We start from the raw sequence: 17,334 nt of genomic DNA, 5'->3' as shown, positions 1-17,334 counted from the left end.
TTATGAAAACAATTGTTCGAAGAATTGGGCTTGTTGCACACGATGCAATGAAAAAAGACATGATAGAGTGGGTTCTCTGGAACTCGGAACGTCTGATAGGACATAAATTCTATTGTACGGGTACAACCGGTACACTAATTAAAAAAGCCCTTGAAGAAAAACATCCTGAAATCAAATGGGATATCACAATCCTGAAATCTGGTCCTTTAGGAGGTGACCAGCAAATTGGTTCGCGGATCGTAGAAGGAGAAATAGACTATCTGTTCTTTTTTACAGATCCGATGACACTACAGCCGCACGATACGGATGTGAAAGCATTGACCAGACTGGCTGGAGTTGAAAATATTGTTTTCTGCTGTAACCGTTCGACTGCGGACCACATTATTACGAGTCCTTTATTCACTGACCCAACTTACGAACGTATTCATCCGGATTATACCAATTACACGCAGCGTTTTGAAAACAAGGGAATCATATCTGAAGCAGTGGAGCAAGTGAAAAAGCGGAGGAATAAAAGTGAGAATAACATTTCCAAATGAACTGTAATAAGTAGTAGCATATTTATAAGGCTATCTAAGAAACAAGTTGTTTACATCTTTCAGAACTGGTATCTACTGAATGGTAATCTGCTTCCACCAACCAGAAGGGTTGGTGGAAAGAAACCACTTATAAAATATTTCGCTTCCTTTATGCATCCCAGTCGAAAAAGGACAAGGGCATTGCGGGTGTACATCACTCCTTTCACCTTCTTGTTTAGTCCTTCCAGCAAAGTCTTGCTACCAGTTTTTTCTGGAACTACCTTGTGAAAAATTATGCGAAAATCGCCTTTCTGTGCCCGGATTCATCCGCAGGATCCCATGCCAAAGGGACATGGAACATGCCGGTAGCTTATCCCCCACGACTCCGGAGCATCAGGGGGTAGGGACGGTTTGGCGGCAGGTTGCCGTTAAACCGTACGATTTTCGTTTAACGAAAACACAACTTGCTGTCCGCAGGGGCGGACCATGTTTCTCCAATAATTATTGTGTATCAGACCATTGTGTGGCTATTTTCCTGTGGTTTGTGGGGCTTTTCCATCAGATATTTGCCGGCTGTTCTCCCCATTAAAGGATAGATATATCTCCATGACCATGTGACTTACGCCCATAATTCGGGGATAAGGAGGCGAATATACGGAAAATCTGCCCTTTACATGCCCTATTGTCCATTAATGGATTGCTACTTCTACACTTCTGCAAATGGAGAATAACAGGTAACCGTATACGCCTTATTGTTTTTTCATCGTCTCCATTAATGGATTGATACTTCTACACATCTGTAAATGGAGAATAACAGGTAGCCGTATACGCCTTATTGTTTTTCTTCATCGTCTCCATTAATGGATTGCTACTTCTACACATCCGCAAATGGAGAATGACAGGTAGTCGTGTGTGACTTATGTTTTTTCTTTATAATCTCCATTAATGGATTGATATTTATACACTTCTGCAAATGGAGATTTTGAGATATCTATATCCGGAAGGATGCGTGCTCCCTTCGCTCCCGGCTATCCCTATTTTGATATCCGGCTATATCGCAATTCTGTGATAGCATTATCCGGATAGCGTATCATACGGCTATATACAAATATGGCTACACTATAATTCATGGTTGTGATGGAGATGGCTTTTCCCATCCGGTAACAGACCATGATGCCACGAGGAAAAAAGCGACAGCCGCAGAGAAAAAACGGATGGCAGGAACCATTATGGAATCTGGTAAATAGAAAATCCGGTACATGCGAATTCAGGCGATCATCCCGGATGGTAACCTGTCAAAGAGGCTTTTGAGACATTTGAAATACCGATAATAAAAAAAACGAGATCAGGTATTTTGGCGGATGGCGGCAGGATTGCCGCCTCCGGCCCTTCCGAGTTTGTACGCGTCCTGCGTGAGGGCAGCTGGTTTGACAGCGGGTGCACCGACGGGGAGTACATGGTGAATTTCTCCGGGCGGTACAGGGAACTGCACGGGGTGACGGTGAGGACCGACACGCCGGAGCATTTCATGGACGACCTGAAAAAGTACGGTTACATCAAGGGCTGAACAGTCCGTTCCTTTATTATTACACTCCCTGCCGGTTTGGGGTCGCTTCACTTCCGGTGGGGATTTTTCTTTTTTCATCGCCGTGACGCACCCGTCCTTCAGGTTTTCCAAAGGGGGTCGTGAAAACCGACCGGCTACGGAGTATTTTTCCCGCGCCATATGACAAAAACCGACTATCCATGACTATTCCTGCCAGTGTACCGGTCGCGCTTGCCTCTCATGGTTTCTTCCCTTATATTCGCACTGACATTTAAACAAGTTGAAATTATGGAAATATGCTACATCGAGGCCGGTGTCCTTGAGAGGATGCTGGCACGCGCCGAGAACCTGTCCGCACATGTGGACAGATTGTATGAGAGAAACCGCCGTAAGGAACCCGGAGAGTGACTGGACGGCCAGGATGTCTGCCTGCGCCTTGACATCTCGCCGCGTACCCTGCAGACCCTCCGCGATACCGGACGGCTGGCGTTCACCCGCCTCCAGCGCAAGTTCTATTACAAGCCCGAAGACGTGGAGAGGCTGATAACCTACGTCGGCATCAGACGCAAGGAGAAGGCTGTGAGAGAGGGAAGAAAGAACGGAAACCTTTAAAGAGCGGAAGAGATGGAAGGCATTATCGACAAGGAGAACGAACGTGCCCGCAGGTTCTTTGCCCTGCTGGACAACATGGAGAAAAAAGTGGAACGTCTTGCCCGTGACAACCGTCCTCCCTTCAACGGGGAACGGTTCCTGACCGACAGGGAGCTTTCCGGGACGTTGAAGATCAGCCGCAGGTGCCTGCAGGATTACAGGGACCAAGGACGGATTCCCTATATCCAGCTTGGCGGGAAGATCCTGTACAGGCAGTCGGACATCGAGAAGCTGTTGGAGGAGAACTATCACGCAGCATTGGTATAATATCGTATTCAAGTTTAAGGATTGCCGCCGGAATCGTAAATACAATTCCGGCGGCAATTTTTATTTAGCCTGCGGCTTCCTTGCCGGCCGCAGGCTTTCTTCTTTCCATCAGCCGGTCCATGTCCGAGGATATCTTCCGGTCGGTGACCTGGGCGTAGACCTGCGTGCTGTCGATATTCGTATGGCCCATCATCCTGGCGATGCTCTCTATCGGAATGCCCGCGGTCAGTGTCAGGGTCCCGAACGAATGCCGGGCCATGTGGTAGGACAGGTTCTCTTTCATGCCTAATGCCACGCCCATTCCATGTACCTCGTACCAGAGGACATCGCGGACCGGCAGCGGGAATACCGGCCTGTCGTCATCCGTGGTGTTGTAAAGATCCAGTATCTGTCCGGCTATGGGATGCAGCGGGATGAACGCCTCCACGTCCGTTTTGGCGCGGCGGATGCGGATATACCTTCTTCCTTCCGAGGTCGTTCCGATGTGACGGGGATGGAGAGCCCTCGTATCCGCGTAGGCCAGACCGGTCAGCGAGGAGAAGATGAACGTCCTGCGCGCCAGCTCCATCATCGGGTCGGGCAGCGGGGTTTCCATCATCCGCTTCAGTTCACTGCGGCTGATATGCCTTAGTTTAGGTGCTTCTTTCCTCTCGTATGCCACGTCCTCTATCGGGTTGGCACGCAATACTTCCCGGTCCACGGCGATGTAGATGAGCCGGTTGAGCCAGCACAGGCAGTGGTTCACGTGTCCGTTCCTGTGTCCCAGCTCCTTCTTGAGAAAGACCTTGAACGATTCGGCGAACTCTTCGGTGATGTCCGAAAAGGCGATGTCCTTCATCCCGCGGGATTCGATGAACTGCCTGAGGTTAAGCTGCGTGGTCTTCGACTGGCGGTAGGTGGAGGTGGAATTGATCTCCTTGGAGCGGACCCTGAGCCGTTCGCGTTCCACCTCTCCGGCCTGCAGGAGGTATTCCGGCACGGAATTGGCACCGGATACGGTGGTCTTGAGCAGCTCGGCCGTGACCACTCCCTGGTTCCTCAGCAGGTTCCCGTACGCCTCTTCCAGCCGGTTGCGGAAGGCGGCAAGGCGGTTGTTCTCCCTGGCTGTTTTGATTTCCCACTTCTTGCTGTCCCAGTCTCCGGGTTTGCAATAGATGCCTGTCGTGACAGCCGATTTCTTTCCGTCGATGCTGATCCGGCAGAGGACGGCGGTCGTGCCGTCCGATTTTATCTTGTTACGGTTGATGTAGAATAAAAGCTTGAATGTACTGCGCATGATAATAATTGTTTAAGGATTAAAGAATAAGTTTCAAATCGCAGGTTGCCTCGACGAACCTGTCCATGTCCTCGAACAGTCGCTTCGGGGTTACACGGGCATATATCTGGGTGGTCTTTATGTTGGAGTGTCCCAGCATTTTGCTGATGGTCTCGATCGGCACTCCCTCCTCGAGCGTGACCAATGAGGCGAAAGAATGCCTTCCCATGTGGTAGACAAGGTCCTGGCTCAGCCCCGCCATCAGGTGCAGGGATTTCATGTTGGCCCTGAGCGTATGGTAGTCCTGCGGCGGGAAGAGGGTGATGCGGGTATCGTCACGATACTTCCCGATCAACGCGAGTGCTTCCGGCAGCAACTTGACGCGTCCGAGGTAGTCGGTCTTCTTCCGCCGGTATTTCAGCCAGAGGCTGCCCTCGTCATCCGTGAAGAGGTTCTCCCGGGTGATGCTTACCGCATCGGCATAGGCGGTGCCGGTGTAACAGGCGAAGAGGAAGAGGTCTCGGGTGATGACATGTGACCTGCGTTTTTCCGGTATCTCCAGATCACGCAGCTTCTCGAAATTCTCACGGCTGAGTGCTTTCGGTGTTGTCTCCTTCTGCTTGGGCAGCTTGAAGTGGCAGAAATGGTATTTCTCCGAGTGCCCCTCCTTGTAGGCGATGCGGCAGATCTTTTTCAGGATGGACAGGTAATGGCGCACCGTCTCCATTGCCAGTTTCTTCTTTTCCAGGCAGAAATCCTGATAGTCACGGATGAACTGCTCGTTGAGCTGTCCGAAGGCGAGGTCCGAGACCTTGAATTCCGTTTTGATGAATTCGGCAAGGGTGCGCCGGGTGTACACGTAGGTCGACATTGTCGTCGGTGCACGGTCCACGCCGACACGGGCCTTCATCTCCTCATTGTGCCGGTCGAGAAGTTTGAGCAGGGTCATCTGCATGCCCGCGTTACCCTGGAACATGTCCCTGACCGCGGCGGCATCGAAATCCTTTTTCCTTTCCATGAGGGAATTGAAGGCCGAGTGTACGGCAAGCAGCAGCCTCTCTATTTTTTCATTGGTCTCCACCGCTTCCCGGCTCTTGCCATTCAATCGGCTCTCACGCGCGTTCCATAGCCCGGGGGTACAGGAGAGCTTGCAGCTGAACTGCGCCATCGTGCGGTTGAGGGTGATCCGTCCCATGATCGGGGCCTTGCCGGTCTTGTCCGGCTCGCTCTTTTTCAGGTAGAGCAGCACCTTGAATTTTTCCACTTTCATAACGCTCTTTTTTAGGTTGTAAAAATACTCCTTTGAAAAGCGTCCTTTGGCATGCAAAACATTGATAAACAGTGAATACAAATCTGCTTTGTTCCTATCGGTAAAAATTCGGTTACCTGCCGTTGTTTTCGAAACAGGCGGCTAACAGTCTGGTAACTGAAACGTCGCAATATTTTGTTTTCTTTTGCAGGTCTGTCTGTTCTGCAAATCTTGCAAAATGCTTAATTATAAACGTTTTACGTTTAATTATCGTCATTCTGTTTTTTATTGCATTTCTAAATATTACTTACGTAAGCCGCCATACTTTCGCCACTCTTTCACTAGCTCTTGGCATTGACTTGTATACAGTATGTAAATTACTAGGACACAAGAACATCATCTCCACACAAGTATACGCGAAAATCATCGATGCTAGTAAAAGACAGGCAATAGACCGGTTTAATGGCGTATTAGACGCATGAGACGGATATTACTTCAGATTCGTATGGCACGGATCAAGAAAGATACTTCTCCCCAAGATCCGTGTCATCCGCTATAGTTTCAGTCCGCAACTGGCTTATCAGATCAGAGACTTTGTATTATTTCCAACGAAAGCCCCGTGCATTCGGTGATTAATGAAAGATCGACACCGGCTTTCTTCATGTTACGAGCGTTGCGTAGGGTAGCCAAACGCTCACCTTCTGCTTTACCTTTTGTTTCCGCCTCCTCCACGGCGTACTCCATCGTGGCCTTCCAGTCACGGTAGATATTCAGATTCTCATCGTACGTCGCACGCTCCTTGGGGGACAAGGCATTCACATTCGCTACGTCGAGCAAGCGTCGGAAGTATGCCTCTTTTTCTTTAAATGGGGACATATCAAATAGATTTCATATTCTTCAATACATAAATTGTTTTTTCCAGCGGAGTCTCGCCCTGACGGGAGATCATACGGCAAATGTAATAAAAACCTCGATTAAAGAAGTAACGTTGAGGGTAATTAATACTACTGAGTTGTTACTTCCCTTCACACAACAAAAGCCTAATCAACTAAAGAACAACCCCCTATAACCATTCCCCAATAGAACTTAGAAATTTATTATTCGGGACAATGATCGCTTGCGCGTTTGCGGCGTGTTCAAACGAGGATGATCCTATCGTAGGACCGGATCAACCGCAAACAGGGGAAAATAACGCAACACTGACTATTTCTGTGAAAAATGTGGCTAGAAGTTTGACTAAAGCTGCAGCGGAGGGGACACAGACTGAAAATGAAGCTAAAATTACAAACTTAACAGTTGCTCTTTATGATGCTGAAACTGGAGCGCTTGTCGCTTCAACCTCTGATATTGCCAATGAGGATGCTGCTGCGGATAATGATGAGGTTCAATTTGCCGGACTGACAGAAGGTGCGCAATTACGTGCTATCGCATTTGCTAATATGCCTGAAATCTCACTGGCTGGTACAACAATTGACAACTTTGTATCTCCTGTATATACGATGCCAGCTGCCGGATTCGCAGAAAACTATTTACCAATGAGTAGTGGTTTGTCTGATCCATTCACTTTACAAGCAGGTAAAAACTATTATGGATATACTAAAACAGCGGGAGAAGGTGAACATATTCTTGTAGCAGATCCCTTGTACTTGATAAGAAATGTAGCGCGCATTGATTTTACGGGACTTAGCTTAGACATGACTAGAGCTGCAAAAGATGTATACGTTGAAGGAATTGCGACGATTGTACCAGAATGTGTATTCATCATGCATGGGCGGACGAAGTCCAATGCAGCAGATATGGGTAATGGCAATAGCTGGTGGAATGTCGTTAGCAATACCGTATGGGGTAATGTGTCCGCAACTTATGCTGCTAATGCTACAGATTATGCTTCAGGTTATAGAGGAGATTTCGTGAATGATGACGCTATGTTTACGAATATGAGAGGTTCTATTATTGAAGGATACAAGGCCAGTTTACCAGCCACCGCATTGGTACAGAATATCGCAACTGAAGATGGTGTGTCTGCGACTATCACAATCGCCCCTAAATTCTATGTGTTCGAAAATCCCCAAGTTAAGGCTGCTCGTGAAATGAATGGTGCTGAAAATTTCAAACCAGAGGATCTTGCAACTGAAATTGTAGTTAAAGGTACTTATAAGCTCGAAAATGCTAAAAAGAGCGGAAGTGATGCAGTATACAACTATGCGGAGAAAACAGCATATTGGCCTATTAAAATTGCTGCGACGAATGAAATGGCAGCAGCTACGGCTGAGTATTTAAAGGATGGAAAGATCCATCGTAATATAATTTACAGTATTGACGCAACTTTAGCCGGTAGAGGATATGATGATCCTACTGTTCCTCCAACAGACTTTGTTGAGTTGTTTGTTAAGACAAAGGTTCTTGATTGGGGCAACGCAAATCAATCTTCAGTTGTCGAATAATATCTATTTTCTGAATAACAACCAAAAGGCATTCCTTTTACCGGGAGTGCCTTTTTTGCATATATAATTCTGGTTATAAATTGATTCGGAGACTACAAAATTTACTATCCTTTCCTTATGATAGCGATCCCATATGTCTTGAACCTAAGAGCCGGAATATTATTTCATGAGAACATCTACAATATCTACAATTCAACCTCATACTTATTGTAAATAAATATGTTATATAGTGGTTGCAGATGGAATAACATCTACAATTTTCATTCTGCATCTACCATGTTTTAATGGGAAACGCAAAAAAAATCACTTCTCAAGCTTGCGGACTCGTATATTTAGTATTTGACGATTTCATAAGAGACAGACAAAGGGATTAAAGCCAATAAGAGTTTCAATAGGTGAAGTTAGTGGTTTCATACTGAAGAAACTTTTATTTCATACTGAAGAAACAAAAGTTTCTCTATAGCAAAACTTTTGTTTTTCTATGCAAAAACTATTATTTATTGAAATACAGAATGTTATACATTATTTATCGTTAGTAGTAATTGTTCGTGCTAATCTTTCCGGTAACCTAATGATGGTAGATCGAAGTTTGTAGTGGTAGATGTTCACTATCTACCACCATAAGATAAATTATTTACAATCAAAAGATTACATAAATAATGGTAGATATGGTAGATGATTTAGATTATTTACACATAGAACGATGTCTGGTGCGTGTCCGGGGAGAACAACTTCTTAAACATAAATCTTTTAACTTTCTAATTCAGCCAACGGACATTGATATATATAACAAAAGGCATTCCCTGTTGATAGAGAATGCCTTTTGATTATTATTCAAAGAATAAGTATTATTCGATAACAGGAGCTTGAGTGGCTGTACCCCAGTTCATAACCATTGTCTTTACAAACAAGTCAGCTGTAGGATCCCCCTTAGGAAGAGTAGGATCTGCATAACCATTACCTGCGATAGTAGCAGAAATGTTATAAACCACGTTTCTATGTACCTGACCATAATATGTGTCTTCACTATCTAATCCATCGATCCCAATCTTTATCGGCCAATAGCGCAATACAGGAGTACTCTCTTCGCCGAATGTCCAAGATGTGTTATCGTTCATTATAGCTTTTATATAAACTTCACCACTGATTACCAATTCGGATGCCAAAGTTGTTTTATCCAAGACGGAAGCCGGGCCTTCTTCTTCCGGATCTTCTTGTTCTCTGGCCGCTTTTGTCTGATCATTAGGCAACACATAAAAATATAAAGAATTAGCAAGAGTAATTGCTTTACTTCCGGTAATAGCAGTACCATCCCAATTCTGAGTATATGTTGTTTCTGCTGTACTCAATGCCTTTATATAATTAGCAGCATCGACAGTTCCAGCAAAACGGCCGAATGAGTTACTAGAGTTAGTCCCGGAATAATAATCATCTCCATCAGCAGTTTCATAAGTAGTGGCAATATTACCCCAAACCTTATCTGGCAGATTGAACCACTCTGTATTACTTTGGCTTTGGTCTGCCACCTTAGCTTTTGTACGACCATGTAATACAAAAACATCCTTAGGCACAAACTTAATCGTTCCTGATTTGTATTTTTGACTACCATCAACCTTGACTTTAGTCATATCCAAATCAAGGGCACTCAATTCCACACGAGCCACATTTCTAATTAATCCTAAAGGTTTTCCAGATTCAATACTGTGTCCTCCTGTAGTGTTTGAGTAACCATAATAATTTTCACCTTCGGCAAGAGTGAATTTAGGGCTAATACCACTACTCATAGGTAACCCATTCGCTCCTTCTCCGGAAAAGACATAGTAAGCAGATGTCAACTCAAAAGAGTTAGCGGTTGCGGTAAGAGCATCCTTTGGAACATTCGCGAAAGCCAAAGCACGATAAGAAGCACCAGCCTTTAATCCCTTAAACTGAATCTCATTGTTTGAATCAGTAACCTCTTCATCCTCATTAGCTGTAAGATCACTAACTTGTAAGAATGTTCCGTCTTCATTATAAAGGGCTACAAATAAATTGTAAATCTTAGCTTCGCCTTCCTTGGCGTTCTCATCCTCGCCGGCTTTTGTCTGTGTGCTCTTTGTTAAGTTTTTCACCACAATCGTAAGATCAGCGGTGCCTGCTTCCGGTGTAGGTGTCGGATCCACGCTAGGGATAGGATCATCCTCGTTTGAACACGCCGCGAACACGCAAGCGATCATTGTCCCGAATAATAAATTTCTAAGTTTCATATACATATAATTTTATGAGTTAATAAATCTTTTATATAAACCTTTCTTTCTCAATTGCTTTTTAAGTTTTCAGTCACATAACAAGAACTCTTTGTTCAAATCTTCCCCATGACCAATCTGTTGTTCGTTAATGACATTGCAAAGGTATTTGGACGATAAAAAAAAGTAAATAGGTGTTACTTTCATAAATAAGAGGTAAAACTATAAATTTTCATTCGGGATATTTTCGGGCTGATTAGCACCGTTGTAAGGCTATCAAAAAGAGGTTGAAAAATATCGTTTCAAAAAACAAATAAAAAATTTTGCCATTCCCCGACGATTATTCGGGAAATGGCAAAACGATTAATTCTTACCCGGCAGATACTGTGAAGGAGTGACGCCGTATTGTTCCGTAAAACGCTTACGGAAAGTGGCGGTATCGTTGAAGCCGACCATTTCCGAAACCTCTTGGATAGAGTATCGCTGCATACTGATCAGCTCGGCGGCTTTCTTCAAACGTACCATACGGGTAAGCTCCAATATACTACTATCCGAGTAGAGTTTTATCTTTCTATATAATGTAGGGAGACTCATGTTTAAAGAATCCGCCAAAATCTTCGCCTCAAAACTAGGGTCATCCAAATGTTTCTCGATCGTTGAGATAACCGCATCCATAAAAAGATTGGAAGGGGAATCATCTTTCTTTACCGTTTTCTCTCCCTCGGGATGCGCACCTACAGAATTCGACGTATAGAAACGTCTCATCTCATCCCTACGTTTCAATAAACTGTTTACCTTACTTCGTAACACCTCTACATCGAATGGCTTGGTTATATAATCATCGGCGCCACATTCAATGCCGGCTATAACATCCTCACTCTCTACCTTTGCGGTTAGCAAGACAACCGGCACTTGCGCTAATTCTGGGATGCCTTTGATTTCACGACAGGTAGCAAGCCCATCTTTAACGGGCATCATCACGTCACATAAAATAAAATCCGGCCGTTCAACTCGCGCGATCTCTACACCCTCCTGGCCATTATGAGCTTCCGAAACATGATACTCACTGGCAAAAACATGACGCAGGAACCAACGGATCTGATCACTGTCATCAATCACCAACATTTTCTTCCCGGTCTCTTTCTTTTTCGGAACAACTTGGATCAACTCGGCGATCTCCTCCTTCTGCATCTCATTCAGCTTTACCAGATCACCATCTGGCTCGATGAATTCCACGGCACGTTCCATATAATGGCTTCTCCCCAATGGAATCAATATCGTATATTGGGTTCCCGTCTCGTCCTCCGATGAAATTCCTTCGAAAATAGCGCCGGAGGATTCTGTCATATCCACGATCTGTTTCAAACCCAAACGGGTACTTTCGCTTTCTCCTAACCCATCATCTTGGATAGAGAAAGAACAATAAGCCTTACCATTCGAGCGTACCACGGAAATATTGATCGAGATCTTTCCAAAGCGGTAGGTATTTTTTAACGCATTAGATAAAAGTACACGCAAGGCAAACTCCATCTTCCGACGATCTATCCAGACCCAAAGAACAGAGGTTTGGGTATTAATATGAAATTCCACATTATTCATGGCTATCCAGTCCACGAATAAATCACAAATCTGCTTTGTTATACAGATCATGTCATAACGAGCTATCCGAAGATGGTTTGCCACGTCATCTCCATGACGGGTATTTCGCAATTGCTCGATAAGGTCTTGAAGAGCCAAAGTATTACGGTAAGCAGACAATAATTGAGTCGCTTCACTAGAGTCAATATCATTTTTACGTTGCAACAACTCACTCAACGAACCAAGCACAAGCGATAGTGGAGTACGCATTTCATGAATCGTTTCAACAAAAAACGAATTATGGAGCTTTTCCATTTCCTCAAGGCGCTTTTTCAAATCCTCCCGTTCTACCTCATTATCCCTATTCCAATTATCAGTCTCACGGATTTTATTGACCAACATTTGTTGGATCTCCCGATTTTTTACGCTTAACGCATCGACAGACCGAAGAAGCTCATCGTTTCTCGCCATAAGCTCACCACCTTTGGCAATATTCTCTTTCTTCAACCTATACATATAATAACTCAAAAAAGCTATTACACATATGGACACTATCAGTAAAATGATAAAAGGTAGAATTCCTTGAGAGCCCTCCATTGTATCATTGTTCGCAGCAATATAATGAGCTTCAACGAACAAGCCCCAAAATGCCATCATAAATTTCGCTTTAAAACCTTTTGATCTCATATCATTGATTATTAAGATGTTATTTATATAAAACGCCAGTAAAAAACGTTCGTTTAAATCTTGCGTTTTTATCTTCAACTTTTTTGCAGCCTTACAAAGGTCAAAAATTTTATTTAAATTTCAGTTATTCAGTTGGATAAAAATAATAAAAAAATAACATGATTATCAATGAGACTTCATAATTTATGTACATGAAAACGCAAGATTTAAACGAACGTTTTTTACTGTCGTTTTAATAGACGTTAACAGCAACTGCATTCCTATCACACAACAGAGGCAAGGCTATCAATAAGGACCAGCGATGATATATTTACCACTCAAATTGACAGGAATAAACCCATTAACATTATTTAATCATCATCCGAAACATGCATCAACAGAGGAATATAGAGGTATAATGATAGTTTTACCCACTTTTTTGATAAAAATACCCATCACAAAAGATACAACCTATGATTTTTATACATACATTTGCGATGTAGTGATAAGGAAAGACCGTTGAGGGGCGGTCAAAAAAACCAAGTCACTTAGATTAAGGGTAAAGCATATAAAAAGTAGGGTCATGAAAAGGGGTAATTTTTTCGCAAATTGCGTATTTGCGGTTTCTGTTATTTTAACAGTTTTGTCATTCTCCGCTTGCACGGATGATTCAAATGACGTAGTAGCAACAACAAGTGAGGTTATTGAACAAGCCGAAGTACCATTCTCCGTGGTATTAAAAGCAATGAATTCAGATGGTAACGACATTACGACCAAGGGAGAGGTGAATGGAGCTACATTATTTGTCTTCGATCAAAACAACGATTTCTTCGAGCAGATTAATGTAAACAAATCTACAATTTTATCTCGCCGGGCTATAGACATTAACTGTCCGAACAGTAATGACATAACCGTGATCGCATGGAGTGGAATCAATTCTGGAAACGAAGAGATTTCAAACATGAGCAAAGCCAATATTATATCCGATTTGCAAGTCAGCCTAAAAGAGAATAACGGCATAGCTAATATTCCGAGCGATTTGTTCTATGGACAAGTTACGCTTCATAAGAACTCTTCAACAAAATCCACCGTATCAAACGAATTACAAATCATTCGCAAAACTTCAATTTTCCAGCTTTCAACAAAAGGACTGATCAAGTATCTAGGGAGTAATGCCGGAAATTTTGAATATCGAATTAAAAATACAAAAAGCTCATTGGACTACAATGGCAACCCAACAGGAGAAGAGGTTGAATTCGCTTTCCCCGCTTCTTTTGACGAAAAAGGTAATTTGACAACAGAAACCCAAGCCATTTTTCCGGCTCAAAATATAACGGTAGAGCTTTACAAGGACGGCAATCTTATTTTTTCTAGCGAAAAAGACAAAAATGGAGAATTATTCGCTGCAACCCCCGGAAAACGCACCGAGATCACTTTCAAGTACTCCGGAGAAGTTTCGGCTAATATTACAATTGCTGACTGGGCAACCGTTATCCAACATATAACAATGAATTAAGATACCCTCAATTTTTATATGCTTTGGCGCACGTCACGAGATTAGAGAATTTCGGGCGTGCGCTGTTTTTCTCTCAAAAACCGCATTCTCCGTGATAGGAATACCCATGATATTGACACGAACACCGTCTTAACTTTATTTAAACACTAACGAAAACCCGCTTCATCACAAGGTTCACTCCACCTGTTGATAGTTTTACGCACTAAGCTGATATAAATACCGATCAAATAAAGATACAACCTATGAATATTATGAATATATTCGCAACAGACATTAGGGTAAGCATATAAAAATCACAGCAGGGTCACTACATAAACAAGGGTAACTAGATTTAAATTTTATATGCTAAACGCACGCTTCAGATGATTTCCGAGGCGTGCGTTATCTATATGATAGAAATACATTCTCCTATTGAGACAAATACCATCACTCAAAACATTTAGACATACATATCTTTGTATTTATAAATCAAGCAAAGCAATTTGCGAAATTTTACCCTATGACCCTGCTTACATATATAATTACCCTTAAATTATGATGTAGGCAAACCTAATTAACATAACCGCGAGGTTACATAATTATTTTGCCTGAACAATCAAGATCGTTTACGAGAAAGATTGTTCAGGTTTTTTTATCCTCCCAAAAGACCATCTGATAGCAAAAGAAAAAAGGACATAAAAAAAGGAGATCGAAAAATCGACCTCCTTTTCTAGGTAGCGAGACCCGGGATTGAACCGGGGACCTCATGATTATGAATCATGCGCTCTAACCAGCTGAGCTATCTCGCCATCATTTTATTGTCACTGTTTCTCTTATTGACGGTGCAAAAGTAGGGGTTATTTTTGAATTACACAACATTTTCAATAAAAAAATTCGCTTAATTTTTAAGGTCTCCACCTAAACAGTTAGTTATTAGATACTTTTTTCATCATTAAAATTAGTCGTTTTCAAATCTTTTACGTATCTTGCGGCAAATATAAGGATAAGAACAATGAAGAAAGAGAAGTTTCATATCGAATACATTTTCGATAAAGTTTCACGACGAAGCCTGTGGAATCACCTAACCACCGCTTTGGGACTTTCCGCTTGGTTCGCCGACGAGGTCATTATAAATGATAATCTCTATACCTTTAAATGGAGTAAAGAGGCCCAAGAGGCAACAGTGATCGACTCCAAGCCGGAGAACTTTATCCGTTACCGCTGGGTAGACGAGGAAGATGAGAACGCTTATTTCGAATTTATAATCCACACGATCGAATTAACAGGTTCTACGGCACTTGAGATTACGGATTTCTCCGAACCCGGGGAGAAAAAAGATTCCATTAATTTATGGGACTCGCAAGTGGAAGATTTGAAGCGAACGCTTGGTATTTAGAGTAGTTTTACAGAAATCTGTGGGGTGTTATCGTTTTTTACACTACTTTTGCCACTTCAACCAGATTAGGCAATGTTGAGAATAAAACGATTATATACATTTATGCTGCAGACATTCCTGCCGTTGTTTCTTATGACATTCGGTATTTGTCTGTTTATTGTATTGATGCAATTTCTTTGGCGATACATCGACGATATGGTGGGAAAAGGCCTTGGTATCCCTGTATTAGCGGAGATGTTTATGTATGCGGCCTTGTTTCTTGTCCCGATGGCACTTCCCTTGGCTATTCTATTAGCCTCATTAATGACTTTTGGAAATTTAGGGGAACGTCTGGAATTACTGGCCATGAAGTCTGCCGGGGTATCATTGATACATATCATGCGTCCTTTGATCGTAACGCTCCTATTCGTGAGCGTGGGCGCCTTTTTCTTCCAAAACAACGTAATGCCCGTTGTCCAAGTCAAGCTATATACATTATTATATTCCATGCGCCAGAAATCACCGGAATTGGATATTCCGGAAGGTTCATTCTACAAAGATATTCCCGGATTCAACGTATATGTGAAGAAAAAGGACCCGAAGGACGGTTTATTAAAAGACGTGATGATCTATGATTATTCGGAAGGATTCAATAACGCCCGTGTAATCGTAGCGGACTCCGGACGGCTAAAGACATCCGCCGATAAATTATTCCTTGTCCTATCTTTATTTAACGGAGAATCTTTCGAGAACGTAGGTAAAAGCCAAGCCAACACGACGCAAGCGAGAACCGCCGTCCCCTATCGACGAGAATCATTCAGCAGCAAAGATATCTTGATTGAATTCGACGCGAATTTCAACCGTACCGACGAATCTTTCATGCAGAACCAATATATGGGAAAAAACTTGAAGGATTTACAAACCTCTATCGATTCGATGGGCGTACGCTTGGATAGCATCAAGGACGTGAACGCAAAAAGCATTTACGATGCCTCATACGTAAAAACACTAAAGTCCTTACGGGCTAAAAAAGAGAGTGAAGCCGAGGGGCAACCAGACGAGCAGCAGGAAAAATTGCCGGTAATCACTCCTACCATCCAGTTGGATTTCGACAGTCTTTACCTAGCGCAAGCAGCGAGTAGCCAAGCCGCCTTATTAGGTCGGGCCAAATCCTCGATCGAGAATATCAAGACCGACTATTATTTCCGCGCGGCCACGGTTGGCGACGAGGCCTATAAGGTACGCCGCCACTTGACGGAATGGCATAAGAAATTCACGGTATCGTTCGCTTGCATCATGTTCTTCTTTATCGGAGCGCCCTTAGGAGCCATCATCCGTAAAGGAGGGTTGGGCGTGCCGGTCGTTATCTCGGTAATCTTGTTTATCTTCTATTATATTATAGATAATATGGGCTTCAAGATGGCACGCGACGGCGTTTGGGACGCATGGGAAGGTATGTGGCTTAGCTCCGTGGTCCTAACACCTATGGGTATATTCCTAACCTATAAAGCGGTAAAAGATTCTGTTATCTTGAATGCCGACACTTACGTGAATGCCTTGAAGAACTTAATAGGTAAGCGTGAAGGGCGAAAAGTGGAACGGAAAGAGGTGATCATATACACCCCCGATTATGAGGCCACCCTCCCCCAACTGGAGAAATTGGTGGAAGAAAGTACGACTTATCTGACAAACCATAAACGTTGGATCAATTATCTGACATTTTGGAAACAAGGAGGAAAAGATAACACAGCGGAACTGTTAGCTCAAGACACGGAAAATATCGTGGAGGAATTAAGTAATTCCGACCAGAATTTGCTCTTGAATAAATTGATGGACTACCCGGTCATCGGAGGTTACAATAATAAGCTAAGCAAGCATATAAACGGGAAACTTGCTTTGGCTATCGGTATTTTCTTCCCACTGGGATTGCCGATCTACCTATTGGCTACGTACCAACGTAAATTGCTACGGCATGATATCGTTATGGTACAAAAGACCAGTAAGGAGCTGATCAATATGATATATTCATTACATTTGCTAAAAAAATAACTCGGATATAAATAAT

Annotated in this window: 14 protein-coding genes and 1 tRNA gene; 9 read left to right on the top strand and 6 right to left on the bottom strand. The window is 43.2% G+C overall.

Annotated features, from left to right (window positions below; translation table 11 throughout):
- The first annotated feature begins 2 nt into the window (after positions 1 to 2).
- The 4 genes from CI960_RS00585 (at position 3) to CI960_RS00570 (ending at position 2,982) form a co-directional block, all read left to right on the top strand.
- Positions 3 to 539: a methylglyoxal synthase gene (locus CI960_RS00585; protein WP_005654459.1), complete on the top strand. Its 537-nt coding sequence runs from the start codon at positions 3 to 5 to the stop codon at positions 537 to 539.
- 1,333 nt (positions 540 to 1,872) lie between these two features.
- The gene (locus CI960_RS23285; RefSeq protein WP_005825814.1) at positions 1,873 to 2,085 is read left to right on the top strand and encodes a hypothetical protein; all 213 of its coding nucleotides are present in this window, start codon (positions 1,873 to 1,875) and stop codon (positions 2,083 to 2,085) included.
- 387 nt (positions 2,086 to 2,472) lie between these two features.
- Positions 2,473 to 2,676, top strand: coding sequence for a helix-turn-helix domain-containing protein (locus CI960_RS00575; protein ID WP_080598104.1), 204 nt, complete (start codon positions 2,473 to 2,475; stop codon positions 2,674 to 2,676).
- Positions 2,677 to 2,688: 12 nt separating this feature from the next.
- On the top strand, positions 2,689 to 2,982 hold the full coding sequence (locus tag CI960_RS00570) for a helix-turn-helix domain-containing protein (RefSeq protein ID WP_005859453.1): 294 nt from the start codon (positions 2,689 to 2,691) through the stop codon (positions 2,980 to 2,982).
- 64 nt (positions 2,983 to 3,046) lie between these two features.
- On the opposite strand, the gene CI960_RS00565 is transcribed toward CI960_RS00570, so the two are convergent.
- Both CI960_RS00565 and CI960_RS00560 read right to left on the bottom strand, forming a co-directional pair.
- Positions 3,047 to 4,258 (bottom strand): site-specific integrase, encoded by a 1,212-nt coding sequence (locus tag CI960_RS00565; RefSeq protein ID WP_005859455.1) that lies wholly within the window; start codon positions 4,256 to 4,258, stop codon positions 3,047 to 3,049.
- Positions 4,259 to 4,277: 19 nt separating this feature from the next.
- Positions 4,278 to 5,507 carry a site-specific integrase gene (locus CI960_RS00560; protein ID WP_005859457.1) on the bottom strand — a complete coding sequence of 410 codons (1,230 nt, stop codon included), beginning with the start codon at positions 5,505 to 5,507 and terminating at the stop codon, positions 4,278 to 4,280.
- A 116-nt stretch (positions 5,508 to 5,623) separates the two neighbouring features.
- Here CI960_RS00560 and CI960_RS00555 point away from each other — a divergent pair, with 116 nt between their 5' ends.
- Positions 5,624 to 5,968 (top strand): tyrosine-type recombinase/integrase, encoded by a 345-nt coding sequence (locus tag CI960_RS00555; RefSeq protein WP_080598105.1) that lies wholly within the window; start codon positions 5,624 to 5,626, stop codon positions 5,966 to 5,968.
- A 103-nt stretch (positions 5,969 to 6,071) separates the two neighbouring features.
- Here CI960_RS00555 and CI960_RS00550 read toward each other — a convergent pair whose 3' ends face one another.
- The gene (locus CI960_RS00550; RefSeq protein WP_005859461.1) at positions 6,072 to 6,362 is read right to left on the bottom strand and encodes a hypothetical protein; all 291 of its coding nucleotides are present in this window, start codon (positions 6,360 to 6,362) and stop codon (positions 6,072 to 6,074) included.
- Between the two features lie 233 nt (positions 6,363 to 6,595).
- Here CI960_RS00550 and CI960_RS00545 point away from each other — a divergent pair, with 233 nt between their 5' ends.
- The gene (locus tag CI960_RS00545; RefSeq protein WP_005859463.1) at positions 6,596 to 7,930 is read left to right on the top strand and encodes a fimbrial protein; all 1,335 of its coding nucleotides are present in this window, start codon (positions 6,596 to 6,598) and stop codon (positions 7,928 to 7,930) included.
- A gap of 848 nt (positions 7,931 to 8,778) precedes the next feature.
- Here the strand turns inward: CI960_RS00545 and CI960_RS00540 are convergent.
- The gene (locus CI960_RS00540) at positions 8,779 to 10,176 is read right to left on the bottom strand and encodes a fimbrial protein (protein ID WP_005859467.1); all 1,398 of its coding nucleotides are present in this window, start codon (positions 10,174 to 10,176) and stop codon (positions 8,779 to 8,781) included.
- 342 nt (positions 10,177 to 10,518) lie between these two features.
- Positions 10,519 to 12,420 (bottom strand): response regulator, encoded by a 1,902-nt coding sequence (locus tag CI960_RS00535; RefSeq protein ID WP_036629088.1) that lies wholly within the window; start codon positions 12,418 to 12,420, stop codon positions 10,519 to 10,521.
- 562 nt (positions 12,421 to 12,982) lie between these two features.
- Here CI960_RS00535 and CI960_RS00530 point away from each other — a divergent pair.
- A complete protein-coding gene (locus CI960_RS00530) occupies positions 12,983 to 13,915 on the top strand; it encodes a FimB/Mfa2 family fimbrial subunit (RefSeq protein WP_005859470.1) in 933 nt (310 codons plus the stop codon).
- 714 nt (positions 13,916 to 14,629) lie between these two features.
- Here CI960_RS00530 and CI960_RS00525 read toward each other — a convergent pair.
- Positions 14,630 to 14,703 (bottom strand) — tRNA-Met (locus tag CI960_RS00525).
- A gap of 203 nt (positions 14,704 to 14,906) precedes the next feature.
- Between CI960_RS00525 and CI960_RS00520 the strand changes: the two genes are divergently transcribed.
- Together CI960_RS00520 and CI960_RS00515 are read left to right on the top strand one after the other, a co-directional pair.
- The gene (locus CI960_RS00520) at positions 14,907 to 15,290 is read left to right on the top strand and encodes an START-like domain-containing protein (RefSeq protein WP_005859472.1); all 384 of its coding nucleotides are present in this window, start codon (positions 14,907 to 14,909) and stop codon (positions 15,288 to 15,290) included.
- 102 nt (positions 15,291 to 15,392) lie between these two features.
- Positions 15,393 to 17,318 (top strand): LptF/LptG family permease, encoded by a 1,926-nt coding sequence (locus CI960_RS00515; RefSeq protein WP_005859474.1) that lies wholly within the window; start codon positions 15,393 to 15,395, stop codon positions 17,316 to 17,318.
- Positions 17,319 to 17,334: the final 16 nt, after the last annotated feature.

This window comes from Parabacteroides sp. CT06 (assembly GCF_002257605.1).
GTDB lineage: Bacteria > Bacteroidota > Bacteroidia > Bacteroidales > Tannerellaceae > Parabacteroides > Parabacteroides distasonis.
Note: the sequence above shows the minus strand (reverse complement) of the source record. Positions and strands in the feature narration are given on the sequence as shown.